General features: G+C 67.3%; 13 protein-coding genes. 1 reads left to right on the top strand and 12 read right to left on the bottom strand.

Annotated features, from left to right (window positions below):
* Position 1: 1 nt before the first annotated feature.
* Positions 2 to 1,864: a hypothetical protein gene (locus Pla123a_RS21965; protein WP_146591030.1), complete on the bottom strand. Its 1,863-nt coding sequence runs from the start codon at positions 1,862 to 1,864 to the stop codon at positions 2 to 4.
* A 217-nt stretch (positions 1,865 to 2,081) separates the two neighbouring features.
* On the opposite strand from Pla123a_RS21965, the gene Pla123a_RS21960 reads away from it, so the two are divergent.
* Positions 2,082 to 2,801 (top strand): hypothetical protein, encoded by a 720-nt coding sequence (locus Pla123a_RS21960; RefSeq protein WP_146591028.1) that lies wholly within the window; start codon positions 2,082 to 2,084, stop codon positions 2,799 to 2,801.
* Positions 2,802 to 2,816: 15 nt separating this feature from the next.
* Here Pla123a_RS21960 and Pla123a_RS21955 read toward each other — a convergent pair whose 3' ends face one another.
* The 11 genes from Pla123a_RS21955 to Pla123a_RS21905 form a co-directional block, all read right to left on the bottom strand.
* Complete coding sequence (locus tag Pla123a_RS21955; RefSeq protein WP_146591026.1) at positions 2,817 to 3,605, bottom strand: hypothetical protein; 789 nt, start codon at positions 3,603 to 3,605, stop codon at positions 2,817 to 2,819.
* Positions 3,606 to 3,616: 11 nt separating this feature from the next.
* Positions 3,617 to 7,288 carry a secretin N-terminal domain-containing protein gene (locus tag Pla123a_RS21950; RefSeq protein WP_146591024.1) on the bottom strand — a complete coding sequence of 1,224 codons (3,672 nt, stop codon included), beginning with the start codon at positions 7,286 to 7,288 and terminating at the stop codon, positions 3,617 to 3,619.
* 191 nt (positions 7,289 to 7,479) lie between these two features.
* Complete coding sequence (locus tag Pla123a_RS21945; protein WP_146591022.1) at positions 7,480 to 8,445, bottom strand: hypothetical protein; 966 nt, start codon at positions 8,443 to 8,445, stop codon at positions 7,480 to 7,482.
* The gene (locus Pla123a_RS21940) at positions 8,442 to 9,863 is read right to left on the bottom strand and encodes a hypothetical protein (protein WP_146591020.1); all 1,422 of its coding nucleotides are present in this window, start codon (positions 9,861 to 9,863) and stop codon (positions 8,442 to 8,444) included. Before Pla123a_RS21940 ends, Pla123a_RS21945 begins: the two co-directional genes overlap by 4 nt.
* A gap of 47 nt (positions 9,864 to 9,910) precedes the next feature.
* Positions 9,911 to 11,473, bottom strand: a complete 1,563-nt coding sequence (locus Pla123a_RS21935) for a type II secretion system minor pseudopilin (protein WP_146591018.1) — start codon at positions 11,471 to 11,473, stop codon at positions 9,911 to 9,913.
* Positions 11,470 to 12,375 carry a prepilin-type N-terminal cleavage/methylation domain-containing protein gene (locus tag Pla123a_RS21930; protein WP_146591016.1) on the bottom strand — a complete coding sequence of 302 codons (906 nt, stop codon included), beginning with the start codon at positions 12,373 to 12,375 and terminating at the stop codon, positions 11,470 to 11,472. Before Pla123a_RS21930 ends, Pla123a_RS21935 begins: the two co-directional genes overlap by 4 nt.
* Positions 12,372 to 12,824, bottom strand: coding sequence for a type IV pilus modification PilV family protein (locus Pla123a_RS21925; protein ID WP_146591014.1), 453 nt, complete (start codon positions 12,822 to 12,824; stop codon positions 12,372 to 12,374). The genes Pla123a_RS21930 and Pla123a_RS21925 overlap by 4 nt, the downstream gene beginning before the upstream one ends.
* Entirely contained in the window at positions 12,824 to 13,399 is a 576-nt protein-coding gene (locus tag Pla123a_RS21920) for a hypothetical protein (RefSeq protein WP_146591012.1), read from the bottom strand. Before Pla123a_RS21920 ends, Pla123a_RS21925 begins: the two co-directional genes overlap by 1 nt.
* Before the next feature lie 90 nt (positions 13,400 to 13,489).
* Complete coding sequence (gspG, locus tag Pla123a_RS21915) at positions 13,490 to 13,924, bottom strand: type II secretion system major pseudopilin GspG (protein WP_146591010.1); 435 nt, start codon at positions 13,922 to 13,924, stop codon at positions 13,490 to 13,492.
* A gap of 55 nt (positions 13,925 to 13,979) precedes the next feature.
* Complete coding sequence (locus Pla123a_RS21910; RefSeq protein WP_146591009.1) at positions 13,980 to 15,182, bottom strand: type II secretion system F family protein; 1,203 nt, start codon at positions 15,180 to 15,182, stop codon at positions 13,980 to 13,982.
* A 75-nt stretch (positions 15,183 to 15,257) separates the two neighbouring features.
* The gene (locus Pla123a_RS21905; RefSeq protein WP_146591007.1) at positions 15,258 to 16,946 is read right to left on the bottom strand and encodes a GspE/PulE family protein; all 1,689 of its coding nucleotides are present in this window, start codon (positions 16,944 to 16,946) and stop codon (positions 15,258 to 15,260) included.
* Positions 16,947 to 17,081: the final 135 nt, after the last annotated feature.

Below are 17,081 nucleotides of genomic sequence, written 5' to 3'. Positions count from 1 at the left end.
ACTACTCGGCGGGCTTGAACTGGAACGACAGGTAGTGCAGGCCTGTGGCGCTGTCGTAGACCAGCGATCCACGCGGGGTGGCGTACTTCAACAGGTCCTCGACCGGTGGCAGTTCGCCCGACTCGAGCGCGCGGTGCACCGCGACGCCGACTGGGTTCTCACGCTTGCCCAGCCATTCGCGCGTTTCAGGTTTCGAGGCCAGGGTAAACCAGTGGCGGAGCGACGCCTCGGGGTTCTCGTAGGTCATCATGCCGACCTCGTTCGGCCCGGCCAGCCGCTTGACGCGGCTCTTTACCAGCTTGAACTGCAGCGAGTCGGCCAGACGCGGGGCCGTCCCCTCGGCCGCGGCCATCATCTGGTGCAGCACCACCTCGGAGTTGCCGATTACGAGCGACCCGTTGAACACCGCCGCTACGGGACGCATCCCGCGGCGGGGACGACGGCCCCGCTCGTCGTTGTTTTCGTCATTTCCGTTGTCGTTGTTGTCGGGCGACGCGTAGTAGGTGAACGACCCGTGGGTCCGCTTGGCCGATTCCCGCCCGGCCTCGCCGTGCTGCTTGAGGGCGGCCTTGTAGAGCAGTTCCTGCGCGGCGGCCTCGTCCTCGACGCCGAAGAGCACCATGGTGTGGTTGACCGGAGATTGGGCGTCGGGTTCGAACGCGGTGATGGTCGTGGCTCGCCCGGTGAGCACGGGCAGCAACTCGCTCGGCAGGTCGACGCCCACGTTGTCAGAAAAGTTTTTCTTGACGCGTTCGCGGAACATGCCGGCGTAGGTGAAGCGGTCGACCACCGCCTCAATGTCGTCGAAGATCTGCTGGGGGTTCACGTAGGCGGTGGTGTACTTCAGCACTGATTCCGGCACGCAGTCGGGTGGGATGGTGTCGCCCGATTGGAGCCGCAGGATCCCGGCGACGCCGGCCCGCGGGTTGTCGATCAGCAGGTGGCCGCGCACCAATCCCTCCCAGGTGTCGTTTGCGAGCCAGAGGGCGGCCGACGCGCCTTCGAACGCGTCGACGCCGAGCGCCGGCAGCGCCGCCAGTGCGACCCGCACCGACGTCTGCTGCCCGTTGGTCGCGCGGACGACGCCAATCGGATCGACAAACGCGATCATCTGCGGCGGTTCCTCGCGGCCGGCCAGGCACTCCTTGAGGCTCGTGGCGAATGCCTTGTTGCGTTCGAGCTTGTCGGTGTACGGCGCCGGGGCCGGTTCCTCGCCGTCCTCGGCAATTGCGGCAGGGGGCGTGAAGCCGTCCCAGCGGTCGAGCACGCTCGACAGCACCGCCGGGTCGGTGGCGGCGACAAACACGCCCTCGCGGCGGACCACGCCGATGGTGCGCTGGGCGTTGTTCTTGTCCCGTAGGGTGACGGCCTTGTCGGCCCGCAGCTGCTCTTCACTGGCCAGCCCGCCCCCCTCGGTGACTTTTTCCTTGGCCTGTTCTAGCATCTTCTCGGCGGTCGCGACCTGGTCGCCGAAGTCCGCCAGCAGCAGCAATGCCGGGGTTTCGCCGACGCGTTCGATCAGTGCGAAGGCCACCTCGCCCTGGGGGAGGCTGGCCAGTTCGTCGTAGCTGACCCCCAACAGGCCCTCCGCGTTATCGGCGTAGGCCTCGCGGGTCGAGTCCTGCAGTGAGCCCACAAAGGGCGCCATGCCGGGGTCGTTCACCATTTTTGCCAACGCGGTCGCTTGGAAACGCTCGACCAGTAGTCCGGCATCGGCCGTACGCAGGAACAGCACGGTTTCGGCCGGGAACAGCGACATCGCGGTGGGGTGGTCTGCGATCGCCTGCCTGGCCGCCAGTGGAGCCAGGAGTGCGGCAACGAGCAAGAAACCGAAGGTCGGACGCGGGGTTGGTGTTGCTAGCATGGCGGTCGCCTGGGCCGGAGGGGGCGTTGATGGGGCAGGGGGATGGAGTCGCTGGTCGAGAGTGTCGTTCGCGCGGGGGTGACCGATCTTGCCGTCTGAGTAGACAAGCGAACGAAATCAGGCGCATTCGGGGCCGCCCGCACCGTATAATCCTAACGTAGCGAGAGTTTGGTGTCTTGCCGGCTCCGCCGGCCGTTACGAGTCGATAGGAGCAAGCATGCACCCTACTAAGCCGATCATCGCCCTGTTTACCGCGGTCGCGTTTCTTGCCGCGGCGGGCGAGTCGTTCGCGCAGCGGACTTCGACCGCCAACAGCAGCGGCAGCAGCCTCTTCGGCGGAGGCTCCAGCTTCGGTGGGGGCTCGTCCCTCGGGGGGAGCAGTTTGGGGGCGAGCGGCCTGGGCGGCGCGGGGCGAGCTGGGGCGGGGTCTTTTGGTGGCGCCGCGGGCCAGACCGGGCTCGGGATGGGGATGGGTTCTCAAGCGGGGGCCAACGGCGGATTTGTCGGCCGCACCGCCAATGACGTGACTAGTTTCCTTGGCGCCCTGAACCCGTTGGGCGCCCAGGCAGGGGGCCGCGGAACGCAGACCCGCGGAGCCATGAATCGGGGCCGCGAAGCGAACTCCGTAGAAAACGTGCGCCCGCCTGTCATGGTGACCGTCAGCCTTGGCTTCGAGCCCCCGACCCGCCCGACGCAGTACCAGCCGCAGCCGACCGCGGCCCGGCTGAATTCAATCATCGCCCGGCAGCAGATTGAAGACGCCCAAATCGACGTCGCCGATGGCGTGGCGGTCATCACCGGCAGCGCTACGGAGAGCCAGCTCCGCGTTCTCAAGCGGCTGGCCCGGTTGGAGCCTGGCGTGACCCGGGTCGAAGTCCGCACCGGTGAAACGCCCACGCTGCTGCCCCCGCCGAGTTTCGAAGACGACGACAGCTGAGCCTGCCCATGGCAGTTATTGCCCCAGCCGCCGGGGCCGAGTAGGCAGCTTAATCGTGGTAGTCTGCATGCCGCTGGTGGTGGTAGCCGTTTCCGTGATCGCCGCCGCCGACGGGTAGCTGGCCGGACCGGGGCTCTCCTGCTTGTAGCTCACCGGGCGGACGCCCTGCGGCTGATCGGCATTCGGCGTCTCTTGACCCGCGATCATGGTTTCGACCGCGCCATCCATCACGCCCGGCAGACGCTGGCGTGTCTGCTCGCTCACCACCAGGGTACCTCCGCTGGTGGGCTCGAAGCGGGCAATCAGGCTGACCTCGGTCTGGGCGCCGCCGCTGTGGTCCCACGGCAGCCAAAAGCTGTAAGAGACGCCCAACTCAGAGCTGCTCTCGTGCTTCGAGAACTGCTCGGCGGGGAACACGTAACGCTTGGTCGGGCGGTTGTCGGTCGGCAGACGGCCGGTTTCGTCGAACGCGTACACCACCAGCTGGCCGTCGACCTTGATCGGGGACGACTCGTCGTGCTCGTAGAAGAAGATCCGCCCGCCGAATCCGCGTTCGGACTGCTCACCGGGCTGCTGGCGCACAGCATCCGTCCAGGTGGCGACCATGCTGCGTGGCGCGCCGGCGCGCGGCTCGTCGTCCCGCCACGGGATGCCGTTGGGGATGTCGACCTTGCGGGCCAGCTTCATGGCCCCCGATTGGCGCCAGTTGGCGCAACCGGTGGTCGCCATCACTGTGGGCGCCAAGATCAGCAACGCGACGACGGTTTTCGTGAGATCACGCATCGGTTGGGTCGTGCCTTTCATCGGGATCCTCGCTACTTCACCGGGGGCAGGCGACGCGCGGGTGCGTGGCCTACTGCAGTTTCAACGCCGGGTCCCCCTCCGGGCGTGAACCCGGCCGGCGTAATGTTCGTATCGGCGGTCGGCTCCGTGTGCGACCCCAGGTCGTAGGGCGCCGGCTGCACCGGGCCCTCTTGATAGATGGGGGCGCCGTTCTCGTCGCACGGGACCTCCGTCGGGTAGACCTCTTGGGTCTCCCAGCTGTTCCAGTCGTCGGTGCGGCCCTTCAGACCGGACGGGCCGTGCATGTTCACGACATCGCACATCACCCAGCTCATACGGGCCGATTCCACCTGCTTGATCATGTCGGCGTCGACCTCATTGCGGACGATCCGCGGGGTCATGATGATTAGCAGCTCGGTCCGTTGCTGCGACACGCCGTCGTAGCGGAACAGGTCGCCCAGGAGTGGGATGTCCGAAAGCAGCGGCACGCGGCGGTGCACGTCCGAGGTCTGCTTGGTCAGCAGGCCGCTCAGCACCACCGTCTGGCCAGTGCCCGCGGTGACCACGGTCCGGGCGACCGTCTGATTGATGACCGGCGCCCGCACCACGGCGCCGCCCGGCGCCGCGAAGACCGGGATGCCCTCGGCCTCGGGGCCGAGCTGCGACTTCTCGGCGTACACTTGCATCACGACCTGGTTGTCGGGGCTGATCCGCGGCGTCACTTCAAGGATGATGCCGACGTCCTCGTAGGTGATCTGGTTCTGCTGCTGGCCGAACTCCGTGAACGACACTCCCTGGATTGTCGGCACCCGCGAGCCAACACTCACGGTGCCCTGTTGGTTGTCGAGGGCCATGATCTGCGGGCGGCTGAGCACCTCGAGTCGGCGGTTCTCCTGCAATGCCCGCAGCAGCATATTGACGCTGTTGCTGCTGGCGGAGAACACGAAGCCGCCAAAGCCGAGCTCGCTGTTCACGCGGCCGACGCCGAAGCTGGACAGGCTCTGGGCCGCCACCTTGCCGGCGGTGGCGAGCGCCGAGGTGCTGCCGTTATTGCCGAGCGGGTTCTGGACGTCGTTGAAGTTGAAGCCCGGGGTCAGCGGCGCGTTGAGCACGATCTGGTCGGTCTCGGTAATGGTGGTGGCGCCGCCGCCGGTTGTGGTCTGGGTGGTGTTTGTGATCGAGTTGATCTCGCCAACCAGCGAGCGGTCGAACAGCAGCGAATCCTGCAGGCCGAGCTCGACGCCGAACTCGTCGGTGTCGTTGAGCTTGACCTCGGCAATCAGCACCTGGATCATCACCATCGGCGGCCGCTCGTCGAGTTTGCGGATCAGCTCCTCGAGCTTGGTGAAGTACTCGTCGGTGGCGCTGATGATCAGGCTGTTGCTGACCAGCTCCGGCACGACGATCACCTCGCGGTCGATCTGCTCGAAGGGGCCGGCCGGCAGCTCGGCGGCCTCTTCGATGTCCCGCTTGTTCTGCAGCCAGTCGTTGATGGCCGACGCGACGTCCTCCGCCGGGGCGTTGTTCAGCCGGTAGACCTCGATCCGCCGGGCGCGGTCGTCGCTGCCGTCCAGGCGGATCAGCACCGCCTCGACAATCGCCAGATCGTCGGCCGAGCCGGCCGCGATGATGCTGTTGGTGCGGGCGTCAACCGAGAACTGCAGCGGCACCAGCGAGCTGGTCCCCGCCTTCAACCCGCCGGAGGCAGGGTCGTCGTCCTCGGTGGTGAACAGCGACCGCAGCATCTCGACGAGCGCCTCGGCGTCGCCGTTCTTGATGGTGAAGACCTTCAGCTCGGCCTCGGCGTCTGGCGTGCCGTCGAGCTGACGGATCAGCGCGGCGATCAGCGGCATGCTGTCGGCCGGCGCCGTGATGATCAGCGAGTTGGCCCGCACGTCCGGCGCGACGCGGACGTTGGTCAGGATGCCCGAGTCGAGCCGCTGCTGGGTGTCGGCGTCGATCGTGACGAACCGCAGCCCGGCCGCGCGGCCGGTAGCGTCTTCGCCGGTGGCGGCCTGCGCCCCGGCGATCGACTCCTGCAGTATGGTCGCCAGCTCGTCCGCCCGGGCGTTGCGGAGCTTGAACACGCGGACCTCGTCCACCGAGGCGACCTCCGATGTGTCGATCCGCTCGAGCAGCGCCGCGATCTCCTTCATATCCCGCGGGGCCGCCCGCACGATCAGCGAGTTGCTGCGGGAGTCGGCGATCACCAACGCCTTGGGGTCGAGCAGGGCTCCGGTATCGTCGGTTGCCTGGTTGTTCTGCTGCTCCTCGGCTCCGAGGTACTGGTCGACCAGCGTTTTGGCGTCGTTGGCGGCGGCGTTCTTCAGCTGGAACACCACGAACTGCGACGTCGGGTCCGCCGGCTTGTCGAGCCGCTTCACCAGGTCGATCGCCATCTTGACGTTCTCGGCCCGGCCGATCAGCAGCAGCTCATTCGGCTTGCCCAGCGTCGTGACGCTCACGCCGCCGGTCCGCGGACCGAGCACCTGCTGGTACACGCGGTTCAAGAGACGGGTCATCGACTCGCCGTCGACGTGCTCGAGGGCGAGCACCTCGATCGCCGGCACGGTGACCTCGCTCAGCCGCTCAATCTGATCGATGATCTGCAGCACCCGCTGCACGTCTTGGTCGTTGCCGCGGAGCACGATGATGTCGAGCCCCTCAATGAACTCGACCTGCACCGGGCCCAGGAGGGCGCCCGCCTGCTGCGACTCGACCACGGCGCGGAGGGTCTCGGCCTGTTCGCGGGTGGCGCGGCCAGGGAGGGGAGTTTCTTGTTCGTCGAACGATTCGTCACGCTGGTCGTCGGTGACCTGAGCGGCGGCGAACTGTCCGGGGATCGGTCGCTGACCGGAGGACTGCTCGATGGCCGACAACGCGCGACGGACGGCCGGCAGCCGGGCGCCCTCGCTGGCGACAACTTCGACGCCACCGCCGGCGCCGCGGGCGTCCATCGCCTGGATCACGCGGGTCCAGGCCGCGACCTGCTGGGGCTGGCCGCTGAGGAGGACCTCGCCGGTCGACGAGTTGACCTGCAGGTTCACCCCGCCGGTCGAACCAAGACGGATTGGGAAGCTGAGCCAGGTCCGCGACGCGTCCCATGTGGCGGGCAGCGGCTGATTTACCAGGTCCTGGATGCGGGCGTGCAGCGCGTCGGGCGTCAGGCCCGACAGCCGCACCGAGGCGGGGCCTGCCGGTTGGCCGGCGGTGAGCATCGCCTTGACGTTCTGGTGGGTAGATTGGCTCGCCAGCACGATCAGCTGACCGGTCCTAGGGTCCCACGCGGCCCGTTCGCCCACGGCGCCGCGGAACTGCTGCTGCCACTGCTGGACGGCGGCCTGCATTTCTTGCGGCACATTGTACGAGTGAAACTCAGGAGGTCCGCCAGCCGGCGCGCGGTCGAGTTTGCCGAGGACCTGCTGAGCGAGTGCGATCGCCGACTCGTCCCCGCGGACCACGATCGCCTTGCCGCCCGACGCGGCGAGGATCTCGGCGCCGCCGCCGAGGATCGACTTGAGCTGCGGCAGCAGATCGTCCGCGTCGCGGTGCTGCAGCTGGAACTGTCGCTGGGCCTGGCTCGCGGCCGGGTACGGTGTTTGAGCAGTCGCGTGCGGGGGCGTCGCGTAAAACGCAACGCCGGAGAGGGCGAACCCCAAGAGAAGCCGCGACGCGAAGCCTTGCACTGGCGAGTAGTGGGTCATGCATCCTTGCCCGAAACGAGTCTGTTACCACTGCGGCGCGCATCGACGGCCGAGACGGTACAACCGGTCCTACCGGAGTAATCGGCATAGCTTGACATGCGCGTGAGGGAAACCCGTGCAATTCCACGGGGGCGCCATGCAATCCCTCGCAGCCGTGCGGGCATTGCTAGCATTGGCGGATCAGCCGCACGCTACAGCAGCGTGTCGCCATCGATCGGCTCGCCCTCGCTCAGGCTGGCGCCGAACGGCACGCCGTAGACTTTCCCCTCGGACTCGATGTACAGCCGGCGGGCGGCCGCGTCGATCGACTTCACCGTGCCGTCAAACTGGCCCACCTTGATCGCGTCCCCCTCAGAGACATACAGCGTTTTACCGGTGGTGCGGACGTTGATCCACGCCTGCTGCGCGTCGCCCTTGCCAACCACCGCGGTGAAGTGCGCGTGCTTGGCGTCGTCGAACTTGGGCTTAGGGGGCGGTTCGGGCCGCTTCTCAGCCACCTGCGGTGGCGGGTCCTTCTTCGGTGGCGGCGGCGGCGTGTACTCGACGAACACGTTCCGGCCCTCGATGCTAGCGAGGTAGTCTGCTAGCTCGCCGAGCGCAAGCCGGTCCGACTCGCCTTCCGACAGGCCCTCCTTGCGAGTCGTTCCGTCGACAATCAGGGACTCGACCGTGATGTCCATCGCCACCGCGCCGCCGTCCGGCAGCGGGTCGAGCTTCAGACGGGTCAGCTTGTGCAGCTGCGCCGAGCGGTAGAACGAGTAGAGGAACTTAGTGAGTTGGGGGACCTTGCCCTCGGCGTGCGCCGTGTATGTGATGCTGGTGTAGGCAGAGCCTTCGGGACGGGCGCCGACCCGGCGGACGTTGTTGAAGCTGAGGCCCGCCTCGTTCAGCTGGTCCATCAGCCAGGCCCGGTACTCGGTCTGGGCGACCTGGGTGTCGGCGGGCAGCGACTGCTGCTGCCATTGCTCCAGCCGCTCGATGTCACGCTGGGTCTTCAGCCGCTCGAGGTCCGCCGCGGCCAGCTGCTGGTCGAGCGCGCGCTGCTCGCTGCGCAGGTCCGACATCGCCTGCTGGCGCCACTGCAGGCCCTTCCAGCCTCCCCACAAAGCTAGCGTCAGGATCACGCCAATCAGGAGCACGCGTTCTCGCTGGGTCACGGCAGGTCCTCCTCGCTAGGCTTGTCTACCCTGAGGGCGGTCTGGGTTTCCCAGCGGTAGTCGCCCCCCTCGGCGGCCATGGTGCCCTGGGTGGTCTCGACCTGGTGGAGCCCGTCCCGCAGGCGTTGCTCGAGCTCGTCGTAGCTGTACGGGCTCCGCGACACGGCCCTCAGGTCGATCTTGCCGCCCGACTGGTCACGCTGGGTCGAGCGGGTGGCGGTGAACTGCACCAGGTAGGCGTCGGTCTCGGCTGGGAAGTCTTTCTCGTCGAGGGTCTGTGGCCGCAGCTTGCGTCCGAGCCGCTCGAGCTCGTCCAGCCAGTTGACGTCGGTTTCGAGCCAGCCGTCGATGGCCCCGACCTGCTCTCGCAAGGGCTTCCACTTCTCGGCGTTCTGCTCCTCCTGCTTGAGCATCTGCTGCTTAGACGCGATGTCCTTCCGCAACTTCCAGAACTGCGAGTAGTCGAACACGACCCCGGCCAGCAGCGCCGCCGCCGCGGCCACCGCCAGCACAATTAGCCGGCGCCGATCGGAGTGGTCGACAACCGGCCGCCGCGGGTGCAGGAAGTCGAGCGCCGGAGTGGCGCCGAGAGCCTCGTCGAGCGCGGCGGCAATCACGCCGACCAGCGGCTGCGGGTCAGCGTCCGATTGGGCGGACAGTCCGTGGTGGTCCGCCAGGTACCCCGCCGCGTCGAGCGGCACGAGGTCGTCCCCGGACTTCTCTTCAGCGATTCCTAGCAGGCAAGTAGAGTCGATCTTTCGCCCCGACTGCTGCGCCGCCATTGCGGCGGTGCGGCGGGCCTCCGACGTGATGGTCTCGATTGGCGTGCGGGTCGAGCGGACGAGCGTCGGCTCGCCGGCGTCGATGACCACCAGGTCGGCGGCGCCTGCGGCGGCCGCCGCGATTAGATGCGACCCCTCGCCTAGCTCGGGCGCGATGCGGGTCGCGAGCCCGGCGGCCGCGGCTCCCCGCGCGACCGCCTTGGCGAGCGTCGCGTCGAGTTTTGCCGCCGCGCCCACGCAGAGCTTCAGGTCGGCGTCGTCAATGGTCGCCGCCAGCACCCCGTGGGGCTGCTCCGCGCCACGCGTGAGCGGCACGAAGTCGACGACCGCATCGTCTGCGAGGGCGAACTCCCGCACCGCCTGCATACGCACCATGCCCGGCAGCTCGGCGTCGGGGCAGGGGGGGAGCTTCAGCAACCGGCACCGCAGCTGGTCTCCGCCGAACACCGCCACCAGGGTGGCCCGCTGCCAGCGGACGTCCGGCAACGCTTCTTTCAGGGCGGCTGCCAGCGAGTCGGCCGACTGGATGTCGGGTTTTTCGAGGTTCGCCAACCGCGCGATGCGCGCGTCCCCGTCGTCCACGACGGCGGCGCGGACTCCTTGGCGGTCGAATTCAAACGCGACTATCGGTGGCATACGGCTGCTTGTTTAGTTGATCTGGCAGTACTTATTGTAAACACCGGTCACGGGGCAGGCGAATCGCCGGCCGCGGTCGGGTCGGTCGCCCCCAGCTCCGCCGCGGAATAGCCTGCCCCGAGGGGGGTCAGGTCGAGCCGGGAGAGCAGCTTCGGCGTGGGGCCGGTGTCATCGATGACGGCCTCGATCCTGGTTGACGGTCCCTCTTCGTCGAAGAACCCGATCGACTGCACCCGGTAGACGTCCCCCCCGCCGGTCAGCAGCGGGGCGAGCTGCTTCATGGTCTCGAGGTCGACGATGCCGTCCATCATGATCCACTCGGCGTGCCGCCGCTCGGGCCGGTCGGGCGTCACCTCAGGCGTGCGGGCGGCGATGATCTGTTCCACCGCCTCGACCGGCATGTTCGGGATTGAATTGAGCAGTGCCCGCGGGGCCTGGTTGACGTTCAGCCGGCCAACCATCGTCTCGGACGAACTGACCGTCAGGTTGTCTAACAGGTCCGGCAGAAAGGACCCGTACGAGCCCGCGCTCTCTGGGAACGGAGACCTCAGCACCGCGGGGGCCCCATTGTCAGAGAACTCGACGTCGACACCCACCAGCGACAGCAGGCTGGTGATGGTCTCCGAGCCCGGCTGCTGGAAGTCGATCGATACCCCAGCGGCCGAGATCGCGTTGTTGTTCGCGTCCGCGTCCGCGGCGCCGCCCTGCCGGTACGCCACGATAAAGTTGGCCTGCTCGACCCCGAGCGCGGCCTCGAGCAGCGAGTGCAGCTCCTCTAGGTCCTCCATGTTGACGTCGATCTTTGCTTCTCCCTCGGGGGTGAGCAACGCCTCGGCGCTGTACAGCGTGAAGTACGCCGCCCAGCCCCGGTTCATCTGCCCGGTCGAGTTGTCGATCTCACCGGGCAGCACCCGCATCGACTCCGCCGGCGACACCACCCCGTTGCGATCGCTGTCGAGCCCGTACAGGAGGTCGACCGAAACGTCCCGCACCATCAGCAGCTGGTCGATCGATTCCAGCGGCCCGTTAATCGGCTCGTACGGCTCGTCGAGTGATGAGTAGTACTGCGACTCGGCGCCGAGGTCACGGATATCGTCATCCTCATCGAGCCAGTCGAGGATCGCGTCCGCGATCGACTCGGTCATGCCGGGCAGGGCCATCAGCTGGAGCCGGGCGCCGTTCTCGGCGTAGTCGTCCGCCAGCAGCAGCGTGTTGAGGTTCAGCCGGGCCGACTCGTTCTCCAGCCCGAACCGGTAGCCGATGTACTCGCCGTAGTCCATCAGCGGCGCCACGATGCTGACCCGCGCCCGCAGGGCCGCGGCGTCGGAGTCGGAAATCACCACCCCCTGGAACAGCGAAGGGTTCTGATAGAGGCCCCCCTGCTGCTCGAGTACCAACGGCTCTTCTAGCAGCAGCGTCTCGACCATCACAATTCCCGAGTCGGCCAATGCACGCGACTGGATCTGCCGGGCGTAGGCCTGAGCGGCGCGGTGCTCGATGAACGACCAGTCGAAGTACGCCATGCCGCCGATCGTCATCAGCGCAACGACCACCAGCACCACCAGCAGAACGCTGCCACGCCGCCCGTCGGTGAGGATTGGACCGCTCACGACCCACCCCCTGTGCTGGTTGTCCCTGTGGCGTCGGCTTCGTCGGTCTCTGCCTCCTCGAGCGGCGGCGGCATTGGGATCGTAAGCGTGTAGTAGGTGACCTCAGCCTGCTGCGCGTCTTGTTCGGTTTCGGCTTCGGCGGTCGAGTTGAGCCCGATGGTGATCTGCACGGCGACCGGCAGGACGCCCTCGCGCTCGTCGATGTCCCACTGGTCGACACTCTGCTCGCCGTCGTGGTAGCGGATGAGCAGCTCGGTCGCCTCGGCCGCCAACACCCGCCGGTTGAGCTGCCACGCTTCATCACGACCCTGCTGCTCCTCGAAGAGTCGTCGGTCGCGCGGCAGTTCTTCGCGGACCAGGCCCTCGGCGGTGAGGTAGTAACGCACCGTGTTGATGCCGGGCGACTCGTAGCTCATCAGCAGCGGCTGCTCGGGCGATTCGGCCAGGAACGAGAACGCCGGCCGGACGCGGTTGATGTCGGCCTGCACCGAGACCGAGTCCCCCGCGATCCCGACGTACGCGCGCTCGGACACCGCGTCGCCGGCGTCGCCGGCCATCGATTCCAGGTCGTCCTGGCTGACATCTGCGTCGGCCTCGTCGACATCGAACAACGCCTGCGCCTGGGCGACTGCCTCGGCGCTGGTGGTGTCCTGCTCGTAGACGACCGCCACGTTCCGCAGGTCGTCCGAGATTGCCTTCAGCACCCCGCGAGCGAGCTGCGCCTGCTCCACCGTGCTGCGGCTGGCGTCGACGCGGATCAGGTAGATGTTGATCCCACTGGCCAGCAGCGCCAGCAGGACGGTCGACAGCGCGATCGCCAGCAGCACCTCGAGCAGCGTGAATCCCTTGCGGGGACTGCGGTAGGAAACATGGGGGGGATTAACATAGCGGAGAGCTGTCATGAGGCGGCGGCCTCGTTCTCGGCCTGGCTCTCGAGCAGCTCGAGGTACTCCTGGTCTTGGAACCAGCGAATAAGCTGAAAGGTGGTGGGGGCCTCGTCGCCCGGGTCGAGCTCGGTGACCAGCACCCGCGCCAGCACCATGCCCTGGACGCTGGTCTGCTCGATCCGAACCTCGTACCGCCAGGCCGGCTCGCCGAGCTGCGTCGGGTTCCACTCCGCCGAGAAGTCGGCCAGCTCGGCGGAGCCAGACTCTAGTTCCGCCAGCACCGATTGGGCGACGATCGCGGCCTCGGTCTCGCGGGCGGCCTGCCGCGAGTTCATCAGCGACAGCCGCGACACTTCCGTGAGCACCGCCATCGAGAACCCGAGGATGCCGAGTGCGATGATCACTTCCAGCAGCGTGAAACCTGGGCGCACGCAGCCGCTGTGGGAGGGGGCAGGGCGGGGCATCACGGTCCCCCCTGGTCGGCCGAAACGTCCACGACACGGGTCGCGCCGGTCAGCCCACGGAGTGTGACCACGATCTGGTCGCCGCTGTCGTGTTGCAGGACGGCTTCGGCATCGCTGGTGGCGCCGTCGGGGCGGAACAACACGACGCACGCGCCAGACGAAGCGGACGAATCGAGGACCGCGTGCTGCGAGCCCGGCGGCTCCGCCACGGCGATCTGGAGGAACGTGATGCCGGTGAGGTTGAGCTCTTGCGTCGGCGCGCCGCCTACAGCGGCTTGGTCGCCGACCGCCGCCGCGCCCATCCCAGCGCTTGCGCCCGCCTCGACTGCGGAGTCTATGCCCGCTACCGAGGCCATGCCCGTGCCGGGCTGGCAGCGGAAGATCAGCACCTGGCCGGAGGTCACCGCATCCAGCCGAGCGCGTGACCACATGTTGGCCACCTTCTGGGCGGCGTCCTCCAGCTCGTTGCGGGCGCCCCCCTCAAGGACCGCCGGCGCAACCAGCCCCGCGGCCAGCACCAGCAACGCCAGCACCAGCAGGACCTCGACCAGCGTGTAGGCGGCAGGGCGGCGCATGCGCAGCAGGGGGCGTGGGAGGAACTCGGCCTACGCATCCCTGCATCGCGTCCACGGCTCCGCCGCGGGGATTGTCAAACAGCCCGCCCGCTACTTCTCCCAGTTGCCGATGTCGTCATCGGACTGGTCGTCGCCGTCCGGGCCCATCGACCAGACGTCGTACGTGTCGGGGTTGTGCTTGCCGGGCTGGGCGATCTTATACTCGTTGTCCCATGGGTCGACCGGCATGGTCGACTTGTTGAGGTACGGGCCGCGCCACCGCTCGGCGAGCGTCTTGTCACTCGGCTTGTCGATCAGCTCCTCGAGCTTCTCGGGGTAGTGCTTGGTGTGGAAGCGGTACATGTCGATCGCGCTGGTGAACATGCCGACCTGTGTGCGGGCGGCGTCCTCGTTGGCGCCTTCCTGCGCGCCCATAAAGGTCGACGCGGCGATCGAGCCGATGACCACCAGGATCACCAGCACCAGCAGGACCTCGATCAGCGTGAAGCCGGCGCCGTGGCGACGCTTGTGATTGCTCCGTTGCATCTTCTCACTCTCCTAAGACTAAGACGTTTGAATGTTCCCGGCGCCTGCGGTCGAATCAGACCGAGGTGCTCATCTTAATAATTGGCAGCAGTAGGGCGATCACGACCACCAGCACGCAGGCGGCCATGACCAGCAGCATCAGCGGCTCGAGCAGCTTGACGAACAGCTCGATCCGCCTCCAAGTCGATTTTTCAAGCGAGTTGCTGATCTGCTCCAACACGATCTCGAGGTTGTTGGATTGTTCGGCGACCGCGATCATCTCGCACACGTCGCGGGGGAAGTGCCCGCTCGCCGCCAGCGGCGCGGCGAGCGTTTCTCCCGAGGTAATATTCTCTGACGCATTGCGGACCACCTCCGAAAGCACCACGTTACCGGTCGAGTCGGCCGCGATGTCGAGCGACCGCACGATCGGCACGCCCCCCTTGAGCAGCGTTCCCAGCACGCGACAGAATCTGGCGACCGCCAGGCTCAGGTAGATCGAGCCCGCCATCGGGAGCTTGATCCGCAGCCGGTCGAGCGTGGTCCTGCCGACCGGGGTGGAGAACCACCGCACGATCGCCACCACGCCAGCGACCAGCACCCCTAGGGCGATTAAACCCCAGTAGCTAGTCATCAGGCTGCTCAAAGCCATCAGCCACACCGTGACTGTAGGCAGCTCGCCCCGTTCGTCGAGCCGGTCGAACAGGCCCTGGACATTCGGCACCACGAAGATAATCAGGCCGTTCACCACCAGCGTGCCGACAATCGCCAGGATGATCGGGTAGGCCATCGCCCCGAGCACCTTGGCCCGCAGCTCTGACTGCTGGTCGGTGAACAACGCCACGCGGTCGAGCGCATCCTCCAGGAACCCGCCTTCGCCGCCGGCCCGCACAATGCTAGTCGCCAACTCTGGGAACGCCCGCGGGTGCCGGGCCATTGCCTCGGACAAGGTGGCGCCGTCTTCGACGCGGTCGGTGATATCGGTGATGACCGCCTTGAACGGCGGGTTCGAGGCCTGCTCGCCGATCACCTGCAGCGACCGTAGCAGCGGCACGCCGCTCCGCAGCAGCGAAGCGAGCTGGCTGTAGAACGGCGTCACGTACTTGGCGCTGACCTTGATCGACTCGCCGGCGACCCGCTTGCTGGTGGTCTTGACCGTCAGCGGGAAGAGCTCTTTCGACGACAGCGACGCCACCACCTCGCGCTCGCTGCCCGCGGACAGCGTCCCCTGGATCAGGGCGCCGGAAAGGTCGCGGGCGGTGTAGGCGAAGTCGGGCATGGCGCGAAAGGCGAAAGCGGAAAGTCGAAAGGCGAAGCATGGAAGCGACTTTCCGCTTTCGCCTTTCCCCTTTGCTTAGAGCGTGTCCCCCTTGGTGACGCGGAGCACTTCGTCGACGGTCGTGATCCCTTTGAGCACCTTCCGCCACGCGTCGTCACGGAGGGTCTGCATGCCGTCGGCGAGGGCGGCCTTGCGGATGTCCCAGGTGCTCGAGCGATCGTGCGCCAGCTTCCGCACGGCGTCGGTGGTCTTGCAGAGCTCGAAGATGCCCTGCCGGCCGGCGAAGCCAATCTCGTGGCACGCCCGGCACCCCTTGGGGCGGAAGATCGGCTGGCCAGACGCCTTGTAAGCTTCCCACGGAAAGTCCCGCGGCAGGTCGGATTGGTCGGGCGAGAACGGCTCGCGGCACTCGGGGCAGAGTCGGCGGACCAGCCGCTGCGCCATGACCGCCTCGATAGTGCTGGCCACCAGGAACGGCTCGACTCCCATGTCGATCAGCCGCGTGTAGGCGCTGGGGGCGTCGTTGGTGTGCAGGGTGCTGAACACCAGGTGGCCTGTGAGCGACGCCTGGATCGCGTTCTCGGCGGTCTCGTGGTCGCGGATTTCGCCCACCAGCACGACGTCCGGGTCGTGACGAAGGATCGAGCGGAGCGACGCTGCGAACGTCAGGCCGATCTTCGGGTGCACCTGGATCTGGTTGATGCCCGCCAGCTGATACTCCACCGGGTCTTCGGTGGTGATAATCTTGATTTCGTCGTCGCAGATGTCGGTCAGCGCGCTGTACAGCGTGGTGGTCTTACCCGAGCCGGTCGGGCCGGTCACCAGCACGATGCCGTGCGGCAGGTGGATCAGCTCCTGCAGCTCCGCGTAGATCTCGGGCTCCATGTTGAGCCGCTCGAGCGAGAACGCCATGCCGCCCTTGTCGAGGATACGCATGACGATCCCCTCGCCGTGCAGCATTGGGATCACCGAGACACGCACGTCGACCTCGCGCCCGTGCACCCGCAGCTTTATGCGACCGTCCTGCGGCAGCCGCTTCTCGGCGATGTTCATCCGGGCCATGATCTTCAGGCGGCTGATGATCGCGGCCTGGAAGTGGCTGATCTCTTGCGGCACCGGCTGCGAGTGCAGGATGCCGTCGATCCGGTAGCGGATCCGCACGCCCTCGGCCTGGGCCTCGATGTGCACGTCCGACGCGCGGGCCTCGATTGCCTCGAGCAGGATCTCGTTGACCAGCCGCACGACCGAGGCCTCTTGGGCCTCTTCGGAGAGCTCGGCGTCGTCGTCGAGGTCCTCGAGCAGCTGCACCTCGTCCTGCCGCGCGGCGAGCAGGCCGTCGACGGTTTCGCTGCCGACGCCCAGGTGCGCCTTGATGCGGGCGTTGATCTGCCGGCTGGGGGCGAGCACCGGTTCGACCGCCAACCCGGTCAGGCTGCTGAGCTCGTCCAGGGCGTAGAGCTCGAACGGGTTGCTGGTGGCGACCACGAGCGAGCCGTTGTGCCGCGACACCGGGAACAAGGCGTGTCGGTGGATCATCCGCTGCGGGAAGTTGCTCAGCAGCGACAGGTCAACGTCGGCCTTCTCGAGGTCGACGCAGTCGAAGCCGAGGTGGTCGCCGATGGCGCCGAGCGTCTGCTCCTCGGTGACCCAGCCCCGCTCAACGGCGGCGGTGTCGAGCCGATCGCCGTTGGCGTCGGCGCGTAGCAGCGCGAGCTGATCGCTGGTCAGCAGTCCGCGTTCGAGCAGCACGTCGCCGGTGTCCATGGGAAGACGCCGAAAGGGCGGGTCGGAGGGAGGGGGATAGGGAGGGGATAGGGGCGGCCGGCCCAGCAGGCAGGCCGCGGTCGTTCTGTATTATCTTTTAGACGCCTGCCGACCGCAAACCACTCGATTCGACGG

Origin of the sequence: Posidoniimonas polymericola, from assembly GCF_007859935.1 — a bacterium.
Taxonomy (GTDB): Bacteria; Planctomycetota; Planctomycetia; order Pirellulales; family Lacipirellulaceae; genus Posidoniimonas; species Posidoniimonas polymericola.
Note: the sequence above shows the minus strand (reverse complement) of the source record. Positions and strands in the feature narration are given on the sequence as shown.

What these genes read in the sequence shown, in the direction of transcription:
- Pla123a_RS21910 (WP_146591009.1), bottom strand. Translation starts at nt 15,182, where the DNA reads ATGCCCGACTTCGCCTACACCGCCCGCGACCTTTCCGGCGCCCTGATC.
- Pla123a_RS21960 (WP_146591028.1), top strand. Translation starts at nt 2,082, where the DNA reads ATGCACCCTACTAAGCCGATCATCGCCCTGTTTACCGCGGTCGCGTTT.
- gspG (WP_146591010.1), bottom strand. Translation starts at nt 13,924, where the DNA reads ATGCAACGGAGCAATCACAAGCGTCGCCACGGCGCCGGCTTCACGCTG.
- Pla123a_RS21925 (WP_146591014.1), bottom strand. Translation starts at nt 12,824, where the DNA reads ATGCCCCGCCCTGCCCCCTCCCACAGCGGCTGCGTGCGCCCAGGTTTC.
- Pla123a_RS21905 (WP_146591007.1), bottom strand. Translation starts at nt 16,946, where the DNA reads ATGGACACCGGCGACGTGCTGCTCGAACGCGGACTGCTGACCAGCGAT.
- Pla123a_RS21965 (WP_146591030.1), bottom strand. Translation starts at nt 1,864, where the DNA reads ATGCTAGCAACACCAACCCCGCGTCCGACCTTCGGTTTCTTGCTCGTT.
- Pla123a_RS21950 (WP_146591024.1), bottom strand. Translation starts at nt 7,288, where the DNA reads ATGACCCACTACTCGCCAGTGCAAGGCTTCGCGTCGCGGCTTCTCTTG.
- Pla123a_RS21930 (WP_146591016.1), bottom strand. Translation starts at nt 12,375, where the DNA reads ATGACAGCTCTCCGCTATGTTAATCCCCCCCATGTTTCCTACCGCAGT.
- Pla123a_RS21955 (WP_146591026.1), bottom strand. Translation starts at nt 3,605, where the DNA reads ATGAAAGGCACGACCCAACCGATGCGTGATCTCACGAAAACCGTCGTC.
- Pla123a_RS21920 (WP_146591012.1), bottom strand. Translation starts at nt 13,399, where the DNA reads ATGCGCCGCCCTGCCGCCTACACGCTGGTCGAGGTCCTGCTGGTGCTG.
- Pla123a_RS21940 (WP_146591020.1), bottom strand. Translation starts at nt 9,863, where the DNA reads ATGCCACCGATAGTCGCGTTTGAATTCGACCGCCAAGGAGTCCGCGCC.